Source organism: Psychrobacter cibarius, assembly GCA_030686115.1.
Classification (GTDB): domain Bacteria; phylum Pseudomonadota; class Gammaproteobacteria; order Pseudomonadales; family Moraxellaceae; genus Psychrobacter; species Psychrobacter cibarius_C.
In genome coordinates, this window is the sequence record CP131612.1 from 1,440,070 (window position 1) to 1,457,310 (window position 17,241).

The 17,241-nt window shown below is 41.2% G+C and carries 18 protein-coding genes; 4 read left to right on the plus strand and 14 right to left on the minus strand.

All coding sequences use genetic code 11. The features are described from left to right. Positions 1 to 225: 225 nt before the first annotated feature. Entirely contained in the window at positions 226 to 1,524 is a 1,299-nt protein-coding gene (gene hemW / locus Q6344_06070; protein ID WLG14899.1) for a radical SAM family heme chaperone HemW, read from the plus strand. Positions 1,525 to 1,638: 114 nt separating this feature from the next. Here the strand turns inward: hemW and Q6344_06075 are convergent, their stop codons facing one another. After that, positions 1,639 to 1,779 (minus strand): entericidin A/B family lipoprotein, encoded by a 141-nt coding sequence (locus tag Q6344_06075; protein ID WLG14900.1) that lies wholly within the window; start codon positions 1,777 to 1,779, stop codon positions 1,639 to 1,641. A gap of 302 nt (positions 1,780 to 2,081) precedes the next feature. On the opposite strand from Q6344_06075, the gene Q6344_06080 reads away from it, so the two are divergent. Next, complete coding sequence (locus tag Q6344_06080; protein WLG14901.1) at positions 2,082 to 2,654, plus strand: tRNA (cytidine(34)-2'-O)-methyltransferase; 573 nt, start codon at positions 2,082 to 2,084, stop codon at positions 2,652 to 2,654. 92 nt (positions 2,655 to 2,746) lie between these two features. Here Q6344_06080 and Q6344_06085 read toward each other — a convergent pair whose 3' ends face one another. The 4 genes from Q6344_06085 to tusD form a co-directional block, all read right to left on the minus strand. After that, the gene (locus Q6344_06085; GenBank protein WLG15157.1) at positions 2,747 to 3,061 is read right to left on the minus strand and encodes a TusE/DsrC/DsvC family sulfur relay protein; all 315 of its coding nucleotides are present in this window, start codon (positions 3,059 to 3,061) and stop codon (positions 2,747 to 2,749) included. A gap of 53 nt (positions 3,062 to 3,114) precedes the next feature. After that, a complete protein-coding gene (locus Q6344_06090) occupies positions 3,115 to 3,489 on the minus strand; it encodes a hypothetical protein (GenBank protein ID WLG14902.1) in 375 nt (124 codons plus the stop codon). Positions 3,490 to 3,603: 114 nt separating this feature from the next. Next, on the minus strand, positions 3,604 to 3,927 hold the full coding sequence (locus tag Q6344_06095) for a hypothetical protein (GenBank protein ID WLG14903.1): 324 nt from the start codon (positions 3,925 to 3,927) through the stop codon (positions 3,604 to 3,606). 71 nt (positions 3,928 to 3,998) lie between these two features. Next, on the minus strand, positions 3,999 to 4,400 hold the full coding sequence (gene tusD, locus Q6344_06100) for a sulfurtransferase complex subunit TusD (protein WLG14904.1): 402 nt from the start codon (positions 4,398 to 4,400) through the stop codon (positions 3,999 to 4,001). A 216-nt stretch (positions 4,401 to 4,616) separates the two neighbouring features. On the opposite strand from tusD, the gene glnE reads away from it, so the two are divergent. Both glnE and Q6344_06110 read left to right on the plus strand, forming a co-directional pair. Further along, complete coding sequence (gene glnE, locus Q6344_06105; GenBank protein ID WLG14905.1) at positions 4,617 to 7,496, plus strand: bifunctional [glutamate--ammonia ligase]-adenylyl-L-tyrosine phosphorylase/[glutamate--ammonia-ligase] adenylyltransferase; 2,880 nt, start codon at positions 4,617 to 4,619, stop codon at positions 7,494 to 7,496. Positions 7,497 to 7,779: 283 nt separating this feature from the next. Beyond that, entirely contained in the window at positions 7,780 to 8,709 is a 930-nt protein-coding gene (locus Q6344_06110) for a branched-chain amino acid transaminase (GenBank protein WLG14906.1), read from the plus strand. A gap of 130 nt (positions 8,710 to 8,839) precedes the next feature. Here the strand turns inward: Q6344_06110 and Q6344_06115 are convergent, their stop codons facing one another. From Q6344_06115 to Q6344_06155, 9 genes are all read right to left on the minus strand, one after another. After that, a complete protein-coding gene (locus Q6344_06115) occupies positions 8,840 to 9,472 on the minus strand; it encodes a YrbL family protein (GenBank protein ID WLG14907.1) in 633 nt (210 codons plus the stop codon). A 104-nt stretch (positions 9,473 to 9,576) separates the two neighbouring features. Then, on the minus strand, positions 9,577 to 10,602 hold the full coding sequence (locus Q6344_06120) for a capsular polysaccharide synthesis protein (protein WLG14908.1): 1,026 nt from the start codon (positions 10,600 to 10,602) through the stop codon (positions 9,577 to 9,579). Next, positions 10,538 to 11,392 (minus strand): glycosyltransferase, encoded by an 855-nt coding sequence (locus Q6344_06125; protein ID WLG14909.1) that lies wholly within the window; start codon positions 11,390 to 11,392, stop codon positions 10,538 to 10,540. Before Q6344_06125 ends, Q6344_06120 begins: the two co-directional genes overlap by 65 nt. A 54-nt stretch (positions 11,393 to 11,446) precedes the next feature. Continuing rightward, a complete protein-coding gene (locus tag Q6344_06130) occupies positions 11,447 to 12,214 on the minus strand; it encodes a glycosyltransferase family 25 protein (GenBank protein ID WLG14910.1) in 768 nt (255 codons plus the stop codon). Positions 12,215 to 12,224: 10 nt separating this feature from the next. Beyond that, positions 12,225 to 12,989, minus strand: coding sequence for a glycosyltransferase family 25 protein (locus tag Q6344_06135; protein WLG14911.1), 765 nt, complete (start codon positions 12,987 to 12,989; stop codon positions 12,225 to 12,227). Between the two features lie 45 nt (positions 12,990 to 13,034). After that, positions 13,035 to 14,057, minus strand: a complete 1,023-nt coding sequence (locus Q6344_06140; protein ID WLG14912.1) for an NAD-dependent epimerase — start codon at positions 14,055 to 14,057, stop codon at positions 13,035 to 13,037. Next, the gene (locus Q6344_06145) at positions 14,057 to 15,223 is read right to left on the minus strand and encodes a nucleotide sugar dehydrogenase (GenBank protein WLG14913.1); all 1,167 of its coding nucleotides are present in this window, start codon (positions 15,221 to 15,223) and stop codon (positions 14,057 to 14,059) included. Before Q6344_06145 ends, Q6344_06140 begins: the two co-directional genes overlap by 1 nt. 41 nt (positions 15,224 to 15,264) lie before the next feature. Beyond that, positions 15,265 to 16,266 carry a capsular polysaccharide biosynthesis protein gene (locus Q6344_06150; protein ID WLG14914.1) on the minus strand — a complete coding sequence of 334 codons (1,002 nt, stop codon included), beginning with the start codon at positions 16,264 to 16,266 and terminating at the stop codon, positions 15,265 to 15,267. A gap of 16 nt (positions 16,267 to 16,282) precedes the next feature. Continuing rightward, positions 16,283 to 17,083: a glycosyltransferase gene (locus tag Q6344_06155; protein ID WLG14915.1), complete on the minus strand. Its 801-nt coding sequence runs from the start codon at positions 17,081 to 17,083 to the stop codon at positions 16,283 to 16,285. Positions 17,084 to 17,241 lie beyond the last annotated feature (158 nt).

Below are 17,241 nucleotides of genomic sequence, written 5' to 3' on the forward strand. Positions count from 1 at the left end.
TATGCAATGTCATTTAATACAATGTCATTTTATGCCATCATTCTTCACTATTTTGCCTATAAAAGTACAGGGTTAACATGGATGTTTGTGACTGGTTTTGTTATTGATCGGCTTTTCTTTAAGATAGCCTTTTTTTTAATCACATTAGCCGTTATCCTAGCGCTACTTTCTGCTAGTGACAGCAGTCATCCATTTATGTAACCTTTTTTATAGATACCTTCGTTTATGTCAAATATTACACCTGCTCATTTTTCTGATAATCTCAGCATCTCTAATAATACTGCGAGTGGGATACAGGTAAGCGCCATCCCACTGGCGCTTTATATTCATATCCCGTGGTGTGTCAAAAAATGCCCTTATTGTGATTTTAATTCGCATGAGCTGCCGATGGATATGCAGCTATCTATGTATGACGAATATGTGGATGCGCTGCTGTCAGATGCCGCCATGCAGCAGTCGTTAACCCGAGAGCGTGAAATCAGTTCGGTTTTTATCGGTGGTGGTACGCCTTCACTGCTACCCATTGTACAATACCAGCGATTGTTTACTGGCCTACGTAACATCTTTAAGTTTGCTGATGGCATTGAAGTGACCATGGAAGCCAATCCGGGCACGCTTGAGCATGCGCCTTTTGCTCAATATTTAGAGGTGGGTATCAATCGTTTGTCGATAGGTGTACAAAGTTTTGCGGCTGATAAGCTCAAAACCCTTGGTCGCATACATGACCCTGCACAAGCATTGTCAGCGATTCGTGCGGCGCGCGAGGCTGGGTTTGAGCGAGTCAATGTCGATTTGATGCATGGGCTGCCGCAGCAAACGATGAACGAGGCGCTGAACGATATCCAGATGGCGCATGATGCTGGGGCGACACATATCTCTTGGTATCAATTAACGATTGAGCCCAATACTGTATTTTACCGTAGCCAGCCGATTTTACCAGATGAGGATAACTTGGCAGATATTGAGCAGGCAGGTCAAGCGTTGTTGCAGCAGTTGGGCTACCGCAATTACGAAGTATCCGCGTGGGCAGGCGCGTCAGATCAGGCATGCTGTCACAATGTTAATTACTGGCAATTTGGTGACTACCTAGCGATTGGTGCGGGCGCGCATGGCAAAGTAACGATTGCTCATGAAGCATCAGCATTAACAGAGAATGGCTTAAAGAATGACTTGCTAGCAGACTCTGGTATTTATCGTTTTAGTAAGTCACGACTGCCTAAAGATTATGTGGATTATCAAGATAACACTGATTCTTCTGTTAAACAAAGCGCACCAAAAATGGTGGGTTGGCAGGAAATTGACAGTGAGGAGTTGGTCAGTGAGTTTATGCTGAATGCGCTACGTCTACATGACGGTGTCGCTTGGTCGATGTTTACCGCAAGGACAGGGCTTAGTGATGATGATATTGCTGTACAAGTGGCGCAATTGATTGCTCAGGGATTACTAGTAGACAATACTGAGCGGCTACAGCCAACGCTATTGGGTCAACGTTATCTCAATCAGATATTGCGAGCTTTCTTATAATTGGAGATATTCACGGCGTCTTTAATGTCAGTCTTCACAATCGAAAAATAAAGTCATAAAAAAAGGCTTATCACATAAATGATAAGCCTTTCAAATACGCAAAAAAATCAATACTTAGATTTTATTTTGTACGTCTTGTGCGCCGCCAGTAACAGCTTCGCCAGCGCTTGATACGTCTTGGCCCAAACCTTTAAAAGTGTTGCAACCAGTTAGAACAAACATAGCAGTTAAAGATGCGATGATTAATTTTTTCATAATAGAATCCTCAAAAATGGGTCGTTATAAATAATAACAGTGATGCTAAGCATTAGGCTTAAGCCTCACTGAGGGGTTATTGGATAAGATAATAATTGATAAATACTATCTCGATATCCGTTAGAGACATCATAGTGAAAGTTAAAAACTGTGCAAAGTATCAAAATGTAATTATTGGCAGTAAACTGTAACTTTTAATTACCTTTTGCTCAGAAATTCAAATAACCATCATTTTAGTAGAGTCTGTCCACGTTATCTCGGATCGACGATAATACGCAGATTTGACGACTTAAGGAGTCGATATGACCACCCATATTGTGTTGGTAGCGCCCAAAATGCCTAGTAACACGGGCAATATTATCCGCTTATGTGCCAACACGGGCGCGCAGCTACACTTGGTCAGGCCATTAGGGTTTGAGCTTGATGATAAAAAGCTACGGCGTGCAGGTTTGGATTATCATGAATATGCGCACCTACAAGTACATGATGATTGGGCGGCAGCAAAACTGGCGCTACAGGCAGCGGATTGTCATATTGTCACAGCATTGACCACCAAACTGAGCAAGCCTTTTTATGACTATGACTTTAGTGGGCAACAGATGGCTGCCGAATCTGATCGTGCTCTGATGCCTGAGCAGATACCTAATGTCGCCTTAGTATTTGGCTCTGAAACAGCAGGTTTGGCAGATGATATACGTGAAGATATCGGCGCTGATCACTGGTTGCGATTGCCTATGCTGGCTGATTCACGCAGTTTGAACTTATCGAATAGTGTGGCGATATGTCTGTATGAGGTATGGCGTCAGCAAGGCTTCACTGGTGATGAAGGTCGTAGTATCGGTTATGAAACCTTAACGGTATATGATCCAAAATAGCCGTGCATTTTTTACTGATTGCAGGCGATGATCCAACATTCAGGTATTCATCGCTATTCATAACACCTTAGCAATCATATATCCCATATATCTTATAAACAGTTGGGTGGTTTGGGCAGACCGGCAAGGCGATTGACATGGCGGGCAACCAAGCCAGTGTTGAATAACTGCTGTAGTTTCTGATTGCTGATATCATGCTCTGGCAAGGTTTTCTGTAACCATTTAATCAGTGGGCGCGTGGCTGGTGCGTGATTAAACTGAGTAAAAAATGCCCGTACCTGTTGTAAAATTTGTAAATGCTCAGTTTCTAGATGCACCTCTAGAGTGTTGGCCAATTGCTGAGCGACATCAGGGGTCCAGATATTATGGTCACATAAATGACCGTCTTGATCTAATTCAACGTTGATTGCCGCTGTTATATCATGATTGGTTATATCATGATTGATCGTATTATCGTTATTCATAGGGCGATGGTCACTACTTTGTCAAACCCCGCATTATTAGCATCAGCATTATTAGCACTGGTATTACTAGCATTGGTATTCTGAGTTAGATTGACCCATTCTTCATCGGTTAACAGCCCACTCAACTTGGTCTCTAGATTGAGCTTCGCACTGGTATTGGTACTCAGCTGCGCCACATCATCGGCTAAGGCATAAATATTTGCGATGCCTTGTATTTCACTGTCACTCAAATAGGCATCAAGCCAACTGATAAAAGCCACGGTGCTACCAAGCAAGAGAATACTGTCACCGGTGCGCCATGTCCGTGACATCTCATCGACACTGCGCCTGAGCATATCCATTGTGCTGTGTATTTGATATAAAGTTGCCATAACAGTGTCCGATTCGTTGCTAGATTTAGGATAAGGCGTATCCTCATTCTCATCTCTATTTTTAAAATGAGGACAAGCCCTAGTATTTAAAGTATTACAAATAAACTTGCGAGGCTAAAAGCGTAGTATTTGCTCAAAGTCTGAAGCGTTCACCACTTCAGGTATCAATGTCAATTGTGAAGCCAAATCAATAGGCAGCATACCCGTGACCCACCCGCTAAAGACATCGTCAGGTAGCCAAGCGGCTGGCATGTCATATAGCTCAAGCGACTGAATCATGCCATGCAAACGCGACGCAGGCTGCATCAACAAGCCAAAAACAGGCGCATCCAAATACAGCTGTACTTCATGACCAAAGGTCGCTAGCGTTAATGCAAGCGCACAGCCTTCATAACTGGCCATTTCAGTCGGCGTGAGCAGCTGAATTAATAATTTCATGGTTAATTCCTAATCTAATTGGTCGCTGATAGTTATTATCATAAAATGTAATCTGTCTGCACGGCAAGTCATCAAAATTGCATCAAGCAGCAATCGCCTTGCATCATCATCGCCAGCTCACTCAGTCCGACCAGTGAAAAGCCGGTGGCAAGGTTGTCACCATTAAGTTGATGGCGTTTGCTGTTATCCGTGTCGCTAATGCCGCGACTGAGTGCAGTACTGACACAGACAGGCAGCGCTAACTGGAACTGCTCAGCGAGCGTTTGCCACTCTTTGGTCAAATTAATTTGATCCGCCGACTGCCAGCGTAAACCATTGGCAGTATGAGCTGCATCGCCATAAAAAAACACGTTTAAGGTATCTTTATTATTGACGGTATTTTTGAGATAAGCGCGTGCATAGCGTAGCGCTAAATGGGCAAGTGGGTGGCTAGGATCAGCAGTAATCAGAAGCAATGGGGTTATGGTTGTCATAAGAGCTCTTTTCAATCATCTGCGCTAAAGTTGTTTATGCTACCATAAAGCGCTCAAAAGCAAATAGGGTCACTGTCATTAAACGTAGTTTTATATTAAATACTGACATATTGCGTATCGTTAGTTGATGCTGTGACTGCTTCGTAAGAAAAAACGATAAACTTATGCTCTAAGTTCACGTAGTCTTATCACTCTATGCAAGGAGTTATGTTCCCTATGTCACCCGCTATGCCTTCACGTGCGACCCATGGTACAGATTGTCAGTATACAACCGAACAGCTGCAAATATTGCAGACGGCAAGCGAGTTCGCTTATCAGATTTGGGAGAGTCGAACGGTTTCATGCCAAACGTTTTTACGCAGCTACCCGTTAGATCGAACCTTAACTCGGCAGCAAATCGATGATTTGATTCAAGATTATACGTTAGATGATAATTACCAACTTGCTGATGAAGTGAAGGTGATGAGTGGCCTGCGTCATCTACGTACACTGCTGATGATGCGCTGGATTTGGCAAGATGCCTTACAACTGATAGCACTTGAGCAATTGACCGACGAGCTGTCTGAGTTTGCAGACGGCTGTATCTCATTTGCCAAAGATTACACCTACCAGCATTTGATTAAACAGTACGGCGAACCGACTTTTATCAATGCTAAAGGTAACGTGCAAATTGATGACATGGCGATTATGGCGATGGGTAAGCTTGGCGCTCATGAGCTGAACCTATCGAGTGATATAGACCTTATCTTTGTTCATCAGGCTCGCGGTGTAACCAGCGGTGATAAATCAAAAGGCACGCGCAGCATAGATAATAAGCGGTTTATGACAAGGCTTGGTCAAGGTATTATTAAATTATTGGATCAAAAGACGGCTGATGGCTTTGTCTTTCGGGTCGATATGCGTCTGCGACCGTGGGGTGATGGTAGTGATTTGGCCATTCATTTATCCGCATTGCAGAAGTACTTCTCTCAACATGGACGTGCATGGGAGCGTTTTGCATGGTTAAAAGCAAGAGTAGTCGGGCAGCTAGAACAGCCGTTTTATGATGAGATACAAGCGCTCATCAAGCCCTTTGTTTTCCGTTATTACGTGGATTATAGTGCTTTTTCAGCGCTCAGGGAGATGAAATCCCTTATTCAAAACCAAGTCGCTCAGCGGGAGGATTTGGATAACATCAAGCTGGGTGCTGGTGGTATCAGAGACATTGAGTTTATTGTGCAGGCCTTTCAGTTGATTTATGGTGGCAGGCATCCTCAATTACAGGTGAAATCTTGTTTACAAGCAATGCAGGTATTACATAAACTTGAGTATCTAGAGAGGACTACTTATCAAGAGCTCCAAGCCGCGTATCGTTTTTTACGTCGGCTTGAACACGCCATTCAAGCGATTAATGATCAACAGACTCAGCGCCTGCCACATGATCCGCAGTGGCAGTATAACTTGGCAGTTACCCTTGGGTTTGACGATTGGAACGCCCTGTTAGATACCCTTAACCACCACCGAGACAATGTCAATGTTCCCTTTGAGCGTATGGTGACCGAACGTCAGGTACCGGATCATGAAGACACAGATCTTGAGCCCGAACATCTTGATGAACAGATTGCACGATTGAATGATGTGTTAACGGCAGAAAATCGAGTGCTGTTACAAGATTTTTGGCAGTCAAAGATGGTTGCTAACTTAAGTGATGAAGCTCGCGAGCGGTTGGATGATGCTTATCCTGTGATTATCCATGCGTTACTCGCTCATCAAGAGCAGCAGCAATTGGCCAATACCGCTTTGCCGCGTCTCATTACATTGCTCGAAGCGATTTGTCGTCGCTCTATCTATTTGGTGATGATTGCAGAAAATCCCAATGCAACGATTGAGCTGATACCTATGCTGTCGGCCAGTCCTTGGATTGCCAAAGAGTTGGCATATTATCCTGTGCTCTTAGATACTTTTTTACAGCAGCGCTATCGCCACTTGCCGGATAAGCCAGAGTTGCGTGATATTTTGCGTCAACAGCTATTGCGCGTAGAGCCTAATGACGAAGAAGAGCTGCTCAGCGTATTAAGACTATTTAAGAAGAACCAAGTGTTGGCGGTCGCCGCTAGTGATGTATTGGCTGAGCGTCCGATTATGAAGGTGTCGGATTCTCTCACTTATATCGCAGCGGTAGTACTAGAAGCCGCATTAGAACGGGCTTTTGCAGAAATTGTCAAACGCTACGGCTATCCTATTGGTCAAGATGGCGACCCAGTGACCGAGGCAGACTGCGGTTTTGCCATCATTGGTTATGGCAAGCTTGGCGGGCTAGAGCTGTCGTATTCTTCAGATTTGGATCTGGTGTTTTTGCATAAGATAAAAGAGCAGGGCATGACCACGGGTGAAAAATCAGTCAGCGGTATGAAGTTTGCTGCCCGTTTGGTACAAAAGCTGATGAACTATCTCAACACCCAAACGCGAGATGGCCGCGCTTATGAGATTGATATGCGTCTGCGCCCCTCAGGTAATGCTGGCATGATGGTGGTGTCTTGTCATGCTTTTGAAACCTATCAGCTAGAAAAGGCATGGTCGTGGGAGCATCAAGCCTTGGTACGGGCGCGAGCGATTTGCGGTGACAAACGAGTAACGGCACGCTTTTGTGATATTCGCCGAGACGTATTATCATTACCGCGCACGATAGAGCAGGTGCGTACAGAGGTCACCAGTATGCGTATTAAGATGCAAAAACATCTGGGTACCAGTCAATGGCAACAACAAGCAGGTAAGTTTCATCTTAAACAAGATGCAGGCGGGATCATCGACATTGAGTTCTTAGCGCAATTTGCAGTATTGGCTTATTCGCATGAGCATCCGAGCCTGACCAAATGGAGCGACAACGTTCGTATTTTCGAAGAAGTGGCATCACTGGGTATTTGGGAGGAGCAAGTCTGCCAAGATTTAACGGATGCCTACCTCAGAATTCGTGCTGCTACTCATCAATTGGCACTATCAGAGCAATCGCTATTGGTTGATGAATCACTGTGGAAAGAAACACGAGCATTAGTACAAGCGCAATGGCAACATTTGATGGGTGTTAATTTGGCAGATGACGATTCGCCCAATTCTTAAAAAGGTTTTTGCTTATAAATAATAGCCTGTGATGCTCAAACTAAAAGATTTCATTTGCTAGCACCGCCAGTGATATAATCGGCGACACATTACGATAAATCTGTCAGTTGTTGGTTATTTCTGAGTAAGGATAACACTATATTTTAGCAATAAAATTTGACGCTGCGGTGTTATCATATGATGTTGATAAATACGATTAAACAAAACCTCTAGTCGAAGCATTTATACGTGCGTCGACTATACCTAAAAAAATAGCCGTTAGTGCTAACATAAGGATTATAAAATGAATATGGCAACACAAGATGGTAAGCTTTGGATGAATGGCACAATGATTGAGCAGCCAGATGCCAAAGTCCATGTGCTGACGCATAGCTTGCATTATGGCATGGCTGTGTTTGAAGGTGTGCGCGCGTACCAAACTGCTGATAATCGTACGGCTATTTTCCGCCTAAAAGAGCACACCGAGCGCCTGTTAGGTTCCGCGAAAATCTTTCAAATGAATGTACCGTTTGATGCAGTGACTCTGGAGCAGGCGCACAAAGATGTGGTCAAGCAAAACAACTTGGCAGAAGCCTATATCCGCCCACTAATTTGGGTCGGTGCAGAAAAGCTTGGTTTATCGTCACGTGATAACAGTATCAATGCAATGGTTGCTGCTTGGCATTGGGGCGCTTATCTGGGTGAAGAGGGTATCAAAAACGGTATCCGTGTAAAAACCTCGTCATTTACTCATCATATGACCAATGTGACCATGTGTAAGGCAAAAGCCTCGAGCAACTATCCAGTGTCCATCATGGCCAACCAAGAAGTTACTCGTAATGGTTATGACGAAGCTATCTTGATGGATCCGCAGGGTTACGTCTGCCAAGGCGCTGGCGAAAACTTATTCTTAGTAAAAGATGGTGTATTGCATACGCCAGATCTAGCGGGCGGTGCACTTGACGGTATCACTCGTCGTACTATCATTCAATTTGCCGATGATCTAGGCATCAAGGTCGTTGAGCGCCGTATCACTCGTGATGAGTTTTATTTGGCGGATGAGATATTCATGACGGGTACGGCGGCTGAAGTCACACCTATTCGTGAATATGATGATCGTACTATCGGCAATGGTGGCCGAGGACCTTTGACTGAGCAGCTACAGACCCTATACTTTGATGTGGTTCATGGGCGCAATGAGCAGTATATGGATTGGTTAAGTTTTATTGATTAAGACTAATTCATGAGGTAGTAGAATTTAATAAAAGACCCAAGACAACTTAGTTGTCTTGGGTCTTTTGCTGTATTTATAAATTGGTTGCGAATAAATAAAGGTCACATTGATAACTATCATGGTTATAATTCTAATGCTTAGTAGAATAATAGCTAATTTTGGATTTTATTTTTTTTTCAATCTTTCGAACATTATGGCTATTAATCGTTTTGCTCATTGCCCTAAAAGGAATGAATAATTTTTCACCAATGCCATCAACCAATACAAACTCAGGAATACCTTGTCTGTGCTCGGTATACATAATGCCAGCAATATTAACTTCACCCAATACCACATGCAATTCACAACACTCATCGAAAAATTTATTTAACGCCTTTGCGTGTGTGTCATTAAAAATATTGGTATTAGAAAGCTCATAAAGTGTCATGGTTGAGCCGCTAGGGTCTATGACCTTTTCCGCCACTAGACCCAACCCTTTATCCGTTGCGATAAAGCCATAAACGGTTTCCATTGGAAACGTAAATCGTTGCTGACCATAGTTATTCTTACAAAGCTGTAAATATTGCAATATCTCTCTGCGAAACTGTTTGTATATGCCCTGAGAGTGATGACCGCGCAAGTAATGCTGCCCCTTTCTACCACCATTATATGTCGTATGCTCAGGCTTCATTATTTTGATAATTTTATCAGTATCAGATGGGTGCTCATATATATACTTCTGAGTGCCTGCATCTATTCTTTTTAGATTTTGAATTAAAATCATAATAAATCTCAGTTAGTCATATAAAAAATTCAATGAATAGTCTAAGCAAAAGAAAAAGGTGATTTATATTATAGTGACAGTCCGCATTAGTAATAAAGCTGTATTTAAGTGTTTTTTAATAAGTATTCATAGTACGAATCAGGTCTGACTTGTTTAATATAAGACATTTTATGGATGCCAGCTTGTGAGACTATGTTTTGATAATCGGCTTCAGCATAAAGGTTATGCAAAGTAGCAACTAATAAATGAGGTTTAGTATCATCGATGATAGGGCATTGATACTGTGCAAGTTTGCCCTTAATGAGCGTGTCAAATAAGATTTGGAAGAAAAAATAATGAGGAATATATTCTTGCGTTCTCCAAAAGTTTAACATTAAATCCAAACACGTATGAATGACCGGATTTTTTTTGTGAGCAAAGATAACGCTATTCAGCAAGTTTACCTTGTGCTTACTATCCCAGTTAAAATAGTAGCTATTAAATTTATGCCATTGTTGTTTATTATGTGCGTCTGTGGCGCGCTGGTACATAAAAAAACCATTATCCTTTAACATATTAGGCAAAGGTTCGGTGAGATAGATAGTTGCATCTAACCAAACGCCGCCATAAACATCAAGTAATGCTAGGCGTAATAAATCTGCAAAAAATGCCGGTTTAAATCCCGAGAGTGTTTTTTTATCCCAAACAAATTTAGGTAGATCCAGATATTCATGAATATTGCTGTCATCTAGCCGAATTATTTTATAGTCTGGACAGTGTTTGTCTATCGATTTGAAATATAATTTAACTGATTCAGGCAACTGACTTTCATTAATGCCTTGACCCCAATACTGCCAAATTATTTTTTCATCATCAAATTCTTTTTTTGGCTGTAATGAAAAATATTCTAGCTTGTCACTGTAATATAGCTCAATAAAAGATGCCCAACACGTGGCTACTTGGTTTTGTTGCTCAAGATTGGCCTCTTTTTCGAACGCTTTGCGTTTGCTGTGAGGGGTGATTAAGTTATATAGATAACGATAAGGCTTTTTCTTTTTCTTTTTAAGCTGTTTATGGCTCTCACTATCAGAAAAAAAGTGAGGCGATATATTGCTTGAATCGAGTGTTGAGCTTTCTTCGACGTTTGCCATTCTTCTGTTCCCAGTCAGATTTTGTAATTTTGTCATTTGTTTCAGCTCTTAGATAAGCATGTCCGCCAAATCGGTAATGTGTCTTATCCGAAAACATTATTTTTGAGCTTTTTTTCCAGTATTCGTGCTCTCCACGTGTGAAATAGGGTGGTAGAACCTTGATATCTGTGCGGTCTAATGCAAATTTGTTCAATTGACTTTCATCATGCCATAGTGCAATAACGTTATTTTTTAAATCTAATTCTGTGTTTTGGTTGAGAGTTTCGCACATCTGTAAATATGCATGAGATTTCCCACCATTCAACGCACCTGTGAAATAATATTTTCCTTTATGATAGGGAATATATGCTTGTGATTGAGGGTTACGATCATAAGTGTAGGCACGTTTATTGAGATGAAACATATGAGGCTGGACGCCGAGACTCAGCTCCTCATGCTGATCGAGGGGCAACAACTCATCTTCAGTGATATCAGAAAGGAACTCTGTATTGGCATTAAAGTAGAATATGAAGTCATATTTTTCAATAATAGACTTTGCCTCTAAAAAGAATTTAAAGCGCATCAATGTACTATAAGGCCATCCTAAAGCTTCCTGTTTTATGATCGTGACATTCGGATAGTCAGTCTGCCTGCTGATTAATGCTAGGTTGTCAGTAAATAAAACATAGTGTTTGTTACTATTGGGAAGTAAGTGTTTTTCAGCAGAGCAATAGAAGTAATCCCAAAAAACGGTATATCGACCAGTGGCAATATATAATATGGCTACAGATGGTTTGTTATCTTCCGTCATTACTTTCCCATTCCAAAATTATTATCATAATAAAATATTTAACGATAAAAAATGCTATCTAAAAACTACTTCTGTCGCAAATATGGATTTCTTAAGTTTCATCGTAACCCTGTTAATTTCGCGCTTCGCTTTAAACATAGCAGGTTTTTTCTCTGACTTCATACGACCTTGACGATCTGTAATTAGGGCGCTTGGGAGCGAGGGATTGCCTTTATTTAACAGCATTTCTTGAATGCATAGGGCAGGGGTCATTTGATAGACGGGTTCAGCGTCATGTTTGATAAAATCGTCAAACATTAACTCATCAAGCGGCCGCAGTTTGTTTTTTGAGATATAGTCCAAATATACTTGCGCACCGCGCAACGACAAAATATAACCGGCAGTACCTAAATTTTTCCCTTTTAATTGGGCAATGCGCCGCCTATTTGAGATAATCTCAGAGGAGTTGGAGGACAAAAAGACTTTTTCAGAAAAGGCTTCTGTTTTAATAATATGCCATTCAGGTTGTATCCAACTCGTGGTGGTTAATAGCGCTTCTGCATCTTCACCTAAGTATACATCGTCTTCAAAAATGGCTAAATAAGGTATGTTTTGATCAATCATTTGTTGCCAAACAGAAGCATGGCTCATAAAACATGCCAATTCGCCACCAGTCAAATCGATATTTTCTAAATCAATGGGCAAAGTTTGAGCATAAGTATGAGCCAAGTCTGGTGTTAAGGCATTGAAGAATTCAAAGTCGACGTTGTTTTTTTGAAATTCATTAGTGATATGTTTTCTGCGCTCTGCCGCAGATTCTAAACTGATAACGATATTTTTCATAAAATATAAACTACTTGTTTAGGTATAAGTTGGTAACAGCTGTGGTTTTATTTTGCCACATTCTTTTCTGCTTTTTTATATTATAGGACAAGTCTCGATTTTCTTTGTCTTTGCGTTTTATGTTTTGTGAAGCTTCGGTTCCTAAGATATCGCTGTCAAGCCCCAAGGGCTGTACCAATGCAGGCCAAATCCCTAAACCTTTCCCATTGTCACTCAGCCATTGTTGGAAAAATATATCAACGGGCATGGAGATGGGTTTGGCGGCTGCTATAAATGCTTCAGCACCCTTACGTGACCAAATGAGGCCAAGACCACGAATAGGAAAATAATAGGCGTGCCATAATGTATGTTTATCGAAGCTAACGATATCCCGAGCAAGCTTTTTCTTTTTTGCTGCAAGATTGATCAAGTACCAGTCCAATGTTGGATTAGCATATAAAAACGCTAGGGTTTCATTGACTATTGTCTTGAAGCTGGTAGACAAGGTCATATCATCTTCTAGTACAACCAAAAAGTCAGCATCCGTCTGCAAAAATTGTTCAGCGCAATTGTAATGACTTAGATAACAGCCGATTTCAGAGCTTAATAAGCCACGTCCTAGATTTTTTCTGGCTTGAGAGTCATCATAATCTACAAAATCAGACAACTCTTTGCCGCGACCATCAAAGGCAGGTATTCTTTCAAATGGCCAGTCTATCTGCTCTAACTGCTGAGTTGCGCTCTCTAGACGCGTATCGCTTCCATCTAAATTAATCAAATATGTCAATGTCTTCATAGGTTGACTCTTCCTTGCTATATCTATTCTACGACTTATCGAGTTTTATGCTTGCTGTGATTCTTTTGGTTCTTCTAAATAATAGGCTCTGTACCAATTTACAAATTTCAAGATGCCATCTTCGATACTGGTTTCGGGTCTAAAGCCAATGTCGGCTGTTAGCTCGTCTATGTCGGCATAAGTCGCTGGGACGTCACCTGGCTGCATGGGCAACAAGTTTTCTTTTGCTTTTTTACCACATGCACTTTCAATCGCGGTAATAAAGCGGCGCAGCGTTACGGGTTGGTTATTACCGATATTATAGATTTGGTAAGGCGCTATCGCTGTGGTCGCAAAAGATTGTTGTGGTTCTGGGATTTTATCAATAATACGAGTGATGCCTTCGACAATATCATCAATGTAGGTGAAATCACGTTGCATCTCACCATTGTTATAGACATCTATCTGCTCGCCTGCCAGTATTTTTTTGGTGAATGAAAAGTAGGCCATATCAGGGCGACCATAAGGGCCATAGACCGTAAAAAATCGCAACCCTGTCGTGGGGATGTTGTATAAATGACTATAAGTATGTGCCATTAATTCGTTAGATTTTTTGGTCGCAGCATATAAGCTAATGGGATAATCTACACGATCTCCAGTGCTAAAAGGCTGCTTGATATTCATACCGTATACAGAGCTAGAGCTGGCGTATACCAAATGTTTTACCTGAGTCTGTCGACAGCCTTCAAGCACGTTCAGAAATCCTACTACATTGGAATCAATGTATTCATGTGGCTTTTCGATAGAATAGCGCACGCCCGCTTGTGCGCCGAGATTAATCACGATATCAAAGCCATGTTCAGCGAATAAACTGGCCATTGCTTCTCGGTCAGCCAGATCTAAGGTGATAAATCTAAAAGTATCTTCGTTTGATTGTTCGCTTAGAATTTTGAGACGGTCTTTTTTTAACGCGACCTCATAATACGAGTTTAGGTTATCAATACCGACAATAAAGCAATCATTGCCCAGTAATGCTTTAATTAAATGAAAGCCAATAAAACCTGCGGCACCAGTCACTAAAATCTTCATTAATCGCTCCCAAATAAATCTCTAGTAAACACTTTATGCGACACATCTTGGATGCCTGCAGATAAGCGGTTCGCCACGATAATATCGCTCATGGCTTTGAATGCGTCCAAATCCTTAATGACTTTTGAGTTAAAAAACTCCTCTTCTTTTAACACGGGTTCATAGACAACCACTTCGATACCTTTTGCTTTGATACGCTTCATAATGCCTTGAATAGCAGACGCTCTGAAATTGTCTGAACCACTTTTCATCACTAGCCGATGGATACCAACGACTTTTGGTTGCTTTTCAATGATTTTATTAGCGATAAAATCTTTACGAGTGCTATTAGAGTCAACGATGGCTCTGATAAGGTTGCTCGGAACTTCATCATAATTTGCCAATAGCTGTTTGGTGTCTTTAGGCAAACAATAGCCACCATAGCCAAACGATGGATTGTTGTAATGATTGCCGATACGCGGGTCTAATCCTACGCCTTCAATAATTTGCTTGGTATCTAACCCAAAAGTCTGGGCATACGTATCCAGCTCATTAAAATAGGCAACACGCATCGCCAAATAAGTATTAGAAAATAATTTAATGGCCTCAGCTTCAGTAGATTCAGTAAATAGCTGAGGAACCTCTTTCTTTATCGCACCTTCCAAAAGCAAATCTGCAAATTGTCTAGCTCGTTCCGACTGCTCACCGACGATAATTCTCGAAGGGTAAAGATTGTCGTATAGCGCTTTGCCTTCGCGTAAAAATTCAGGTGAAAAAATGATGTTATCTGTCAAAAATCGTTTTCTAATGTCATTGGTATAGCCGACGGGAACTGTTGATTTTATAACGATTAGCGCATTTTTATTAACACTCAGCACCTCTTTAATGACGCTTTCAACACTTTGGGTATTAAAATAGTTGGTCTTTGAGTCGTAATCTGTAGGGGTAGCAACAATAACAAAGTCTGCGTCTTTGTAAGCTGCTTTGGCATCTAAAGTGGCTGTGAAGTCGATGGGTTTGTTGAGTAAAAAATCTTCAATATCTGGATCTTCAATAGGAGATTGCTTGGCATTCAACATCTCCACTCTTTCTGCTATGACATCGACAGCGATTACTTTATTGTGCTGGGCAAGTAACATAGCATTGGATAAGCCGACATAGCCTGTACCTACTACTGTTATTTTCATAAAAATTCCAAGGTTATATTTTTATTATTATAAGATTAATTTTATTTAGTGGGATTTAGCAATAACGATGATGGCAGATGCTGGGAAAACTTCTGAATCATCGCCTCGGTAATATTGCTACGGGAGTTAGAGTCCAGCAAGTCTAAGCTTTGTATGCAGCCATATTTGACAGATTGTTTTTGCAAACCTGCTAAAAAATCCTCAACACCATCTTCATTTTTTAGATAGTTGATTGCTACGGGCGGCTTTAGACAAGCTTTTCCTTGTTGAATCTTTAGGTGATTCATTAAGGTGATGGGATTTACCTGAGCCACATCTCTAAATTTATATTGAATTTGCTCAATCAATAGCTGAGGGTTATGCAAAAGATAGTTTTTTAAAATATTCTTATCGACAATATGGGGATAGTGGTGCACTTCAAAAAACTGATTCATCCCCAAGATTTTAGCGCTGAGCATTTGGGCAATTGTATGTTTGGGTTGAACTTTTTTGCCTGATAATTTTTGTAGAGATTTTCGATATTGAAGTTTGGCTTGTAGAAGGGCATTCTTGCGCCAATGACCATGAATGATAATCGTGTCGTCATCTAAAAAATCTGTAATAACAGCAGGTTGATTGAAGAAAAAATCATCATTCATGTATATAAAATAATCAGACAGACCTGAGATATTCCATAGCATGCTTTCAATAGATCGTGTGTTAAAAGTAGGCAAAAACTGCTCATAGCCCGCAAAGAGGTCTTTATGATCGATGATATGTATCTTGTCTTTTGCACAAATATCTTGTTCAGCAAATGCTTCAATCAGTGCCGGTTGCTGTTGGTCGGTGACGATATAGATATGTCGACAGAAAGGTACGTATTTTATGATGGAGGCAATATTGTAATATATTTCATCGTTACTGGCGAAACGTGTTGAGCTGATAGCATCAGATGCCGCGCTGGTTGTTTTCTGATAAAGCGCTCTCTTTTTTTTAAGCAGTGGCTCATCACCATCTACCCAAGCAATCACAATATCTATTTGCTTTTCATCATCTGCTTTCATGGTATTTCCTATGGGTTTATCGCCAATAATCTTTTAGCCAAGGGCTTGGCTTAACATGACGATACCACTTGCCGCCGCTGCCATTGATGGCATCTGGCGGATTAATCTCACCATGAAAGATGACAATCTTTGCACCATCTGGCAGAGTAGGTGCGCGCACAAAGTTAAAGGGAATAGGGGCGATGCATTGGTACTTGAAGCTGACACACCACGTTTTATCCCAATACTCCAAATGATGATGCTCACGTAAATAGTTAGACAGATAAGCCTGCTCATGGCGCACTTGGGTACGAATGGTGGCAAAGTTACGCTCAAAGTTTGCGAGCAAATCAGGATAGGTGTTCATGCCAATATTGAAACGATAAACAGAGCTATTACCAATCATTCGCCACGGTTTTTTCCAATCACGGATAATCACCACGCTGTCTTTGTGCTGAGCTTGATAGGTAAAAAAGGCATCTATGTTGTCAACAATAACAATGTCGATATCTAAAAATAAAGCCACACCCTTGAGACCATATAGTTCAGGTTTGAAAGTCGTGAGTTTTTTCCAACCACGCTCAGGCCCAGCAGGCAAATCCATCTCTGGAATAGGATGGCAAGTCACAGCAGGGTCGATACCGCTGCTATCATCAGTGAGGCAGATCATTTGAAAGTCTAAGGTCAAATGGCGACTGACCATATTATAAAGACGGTTGACGTACTCAGCGCCGTATTTGTCACCCCATTTCATACAGATAACATAACGCTGCTCAGCAGTGCTGCTGCGTGCATGCGTGTGGTCTGTCGATGAGGTATTGGTTACGTCAGTTGCCATAATGCACTCATATTAATATAAATAAAAAATATTTAGGGCGTGTTCTCATTTTTAACATGGTGATAAAAATGAGATAAATTGCCGTCAAATGAAAAAATAGAGCAGACAATATTGAGCTATTGACTGACTATTTGACGCTATTTGGCAAAATTTAGCCA

Excerpts from the sequence above, each read along its gene's own strand:
- Q6344_06115 (WLG14907.1), bottom strand. The coding sequence starts at position 9,472 with ATGATTTTAATTCAAAATCTAAAAAGAATAGATGCAGGCACTCAGAAG.
- Q6344_06090 (WLG14902.1), bottom strand. The coding sequence starts at position 3,489 with ATGGCAACTTTATATCAAATACACAGCACAATGGATATGCTCAGGCGC.
- Q6344_06140 (WLG14912.1), bottom strand. The coding sequence starts at position 14,057 with ATGAAGATTTTAGTGACTGGTGCCGCAGGTTTTATTGGCTTTCATTTA.
- Q6344_06130 (WLG14910.1), bottom strand. The coding sequence starts at position 12,214 with ATGAAAAATATCGTTATCAGTTTAGAATCTGCGGCAGAGCGCAGAAAA.
- Q6344_06155 (WLG14915.1), bottom strand. The coding sequence starts at position 17,083 with ATGGCAACTGACGTAACCAATACCTCATCGACAGACCACACGCATGCA.
- Q6344_06125 (WLG14909.1), bottom strand. The coding sequence starts at position 11,392 with ATGACGGAAGATAACAAACCATCTGTAGCCATATTATATATTGCCACT.
- Q6344_06135 (WLG14911.1), bottom strand. The coding sequence starts at position 12,989 with ATGAAGACATTGACATATTTGATTAATTTAGATGGAAGCGATACGCGT.
- Q6344_06120 (WLG14908.1), bottom strand. The coding sequence starts at position 10,602 with ATGGCAAACGTCGAAGAAAGCTCAACACTCGATTCAAGCAATATATCG.
- glnE (WLG14905.1), top strand. The coding sequence starts at position 4,617 with ATGTCACCCGCTATGCCTTCACGTGCGACCCATGGTACAGATTGTCAG.
- hemW (WLG14899.1), top strand. The coding sequence starts at position 226 with ATGTCAAATATTACACCTGCTCATTTTTCTGATAATCTCAGCATCTCT.
- tusD (WLG14904.1), bottom strand. The coding sequence starts at position 4,400 with ATGACAACCATAACCCCATTGCTTCTGATTACTGCTGATCCTAGCCAC.
- Q6344_06145 (WLG14913.1), bottom strand. The coding sequence starts at position 15,223 with ATGAAAATAACAGTAGTAGGTACAGGCTATGTCGGCTTATCCAATGCT.
- Q6344_06075 (WLG14900.1), bottom strand. The coding sequence starts at position 1,779 with ATGAAAAAATTAATCATCGCATCTTTAACTGCTATGTTTGTTCTAACT.
- Q6344_06080 (WLG14901.1), top strand. The coding sequence starts at position 2,082 with ATGACCACCCATATTGTGTTGGTAGCGCCCAAAATGCCTAGTAACACG.
- Q6344_06150 (WLG14914.1), bottom strand. The coding sequence starts at position 16,266 with ATGAAAGCAGATGATGAAAAGCAAATAGATATTGTGATTGCTTGGGTA.
- Q6344_06110 (WLG14906.1), top strand. The coding sequence starts at position 7,780 with ATGAATATGGCAACACAAGATGGTAAGCTTTGGATGAATGGCACAATG.
- Q6344_06095 (WLG14903.1), bottom strand. The coding sequence starts at position 3,927 with ATGAAATTATTAATTCAGCTGCTCACGCCGACTGAAATGGCCAGTTAT.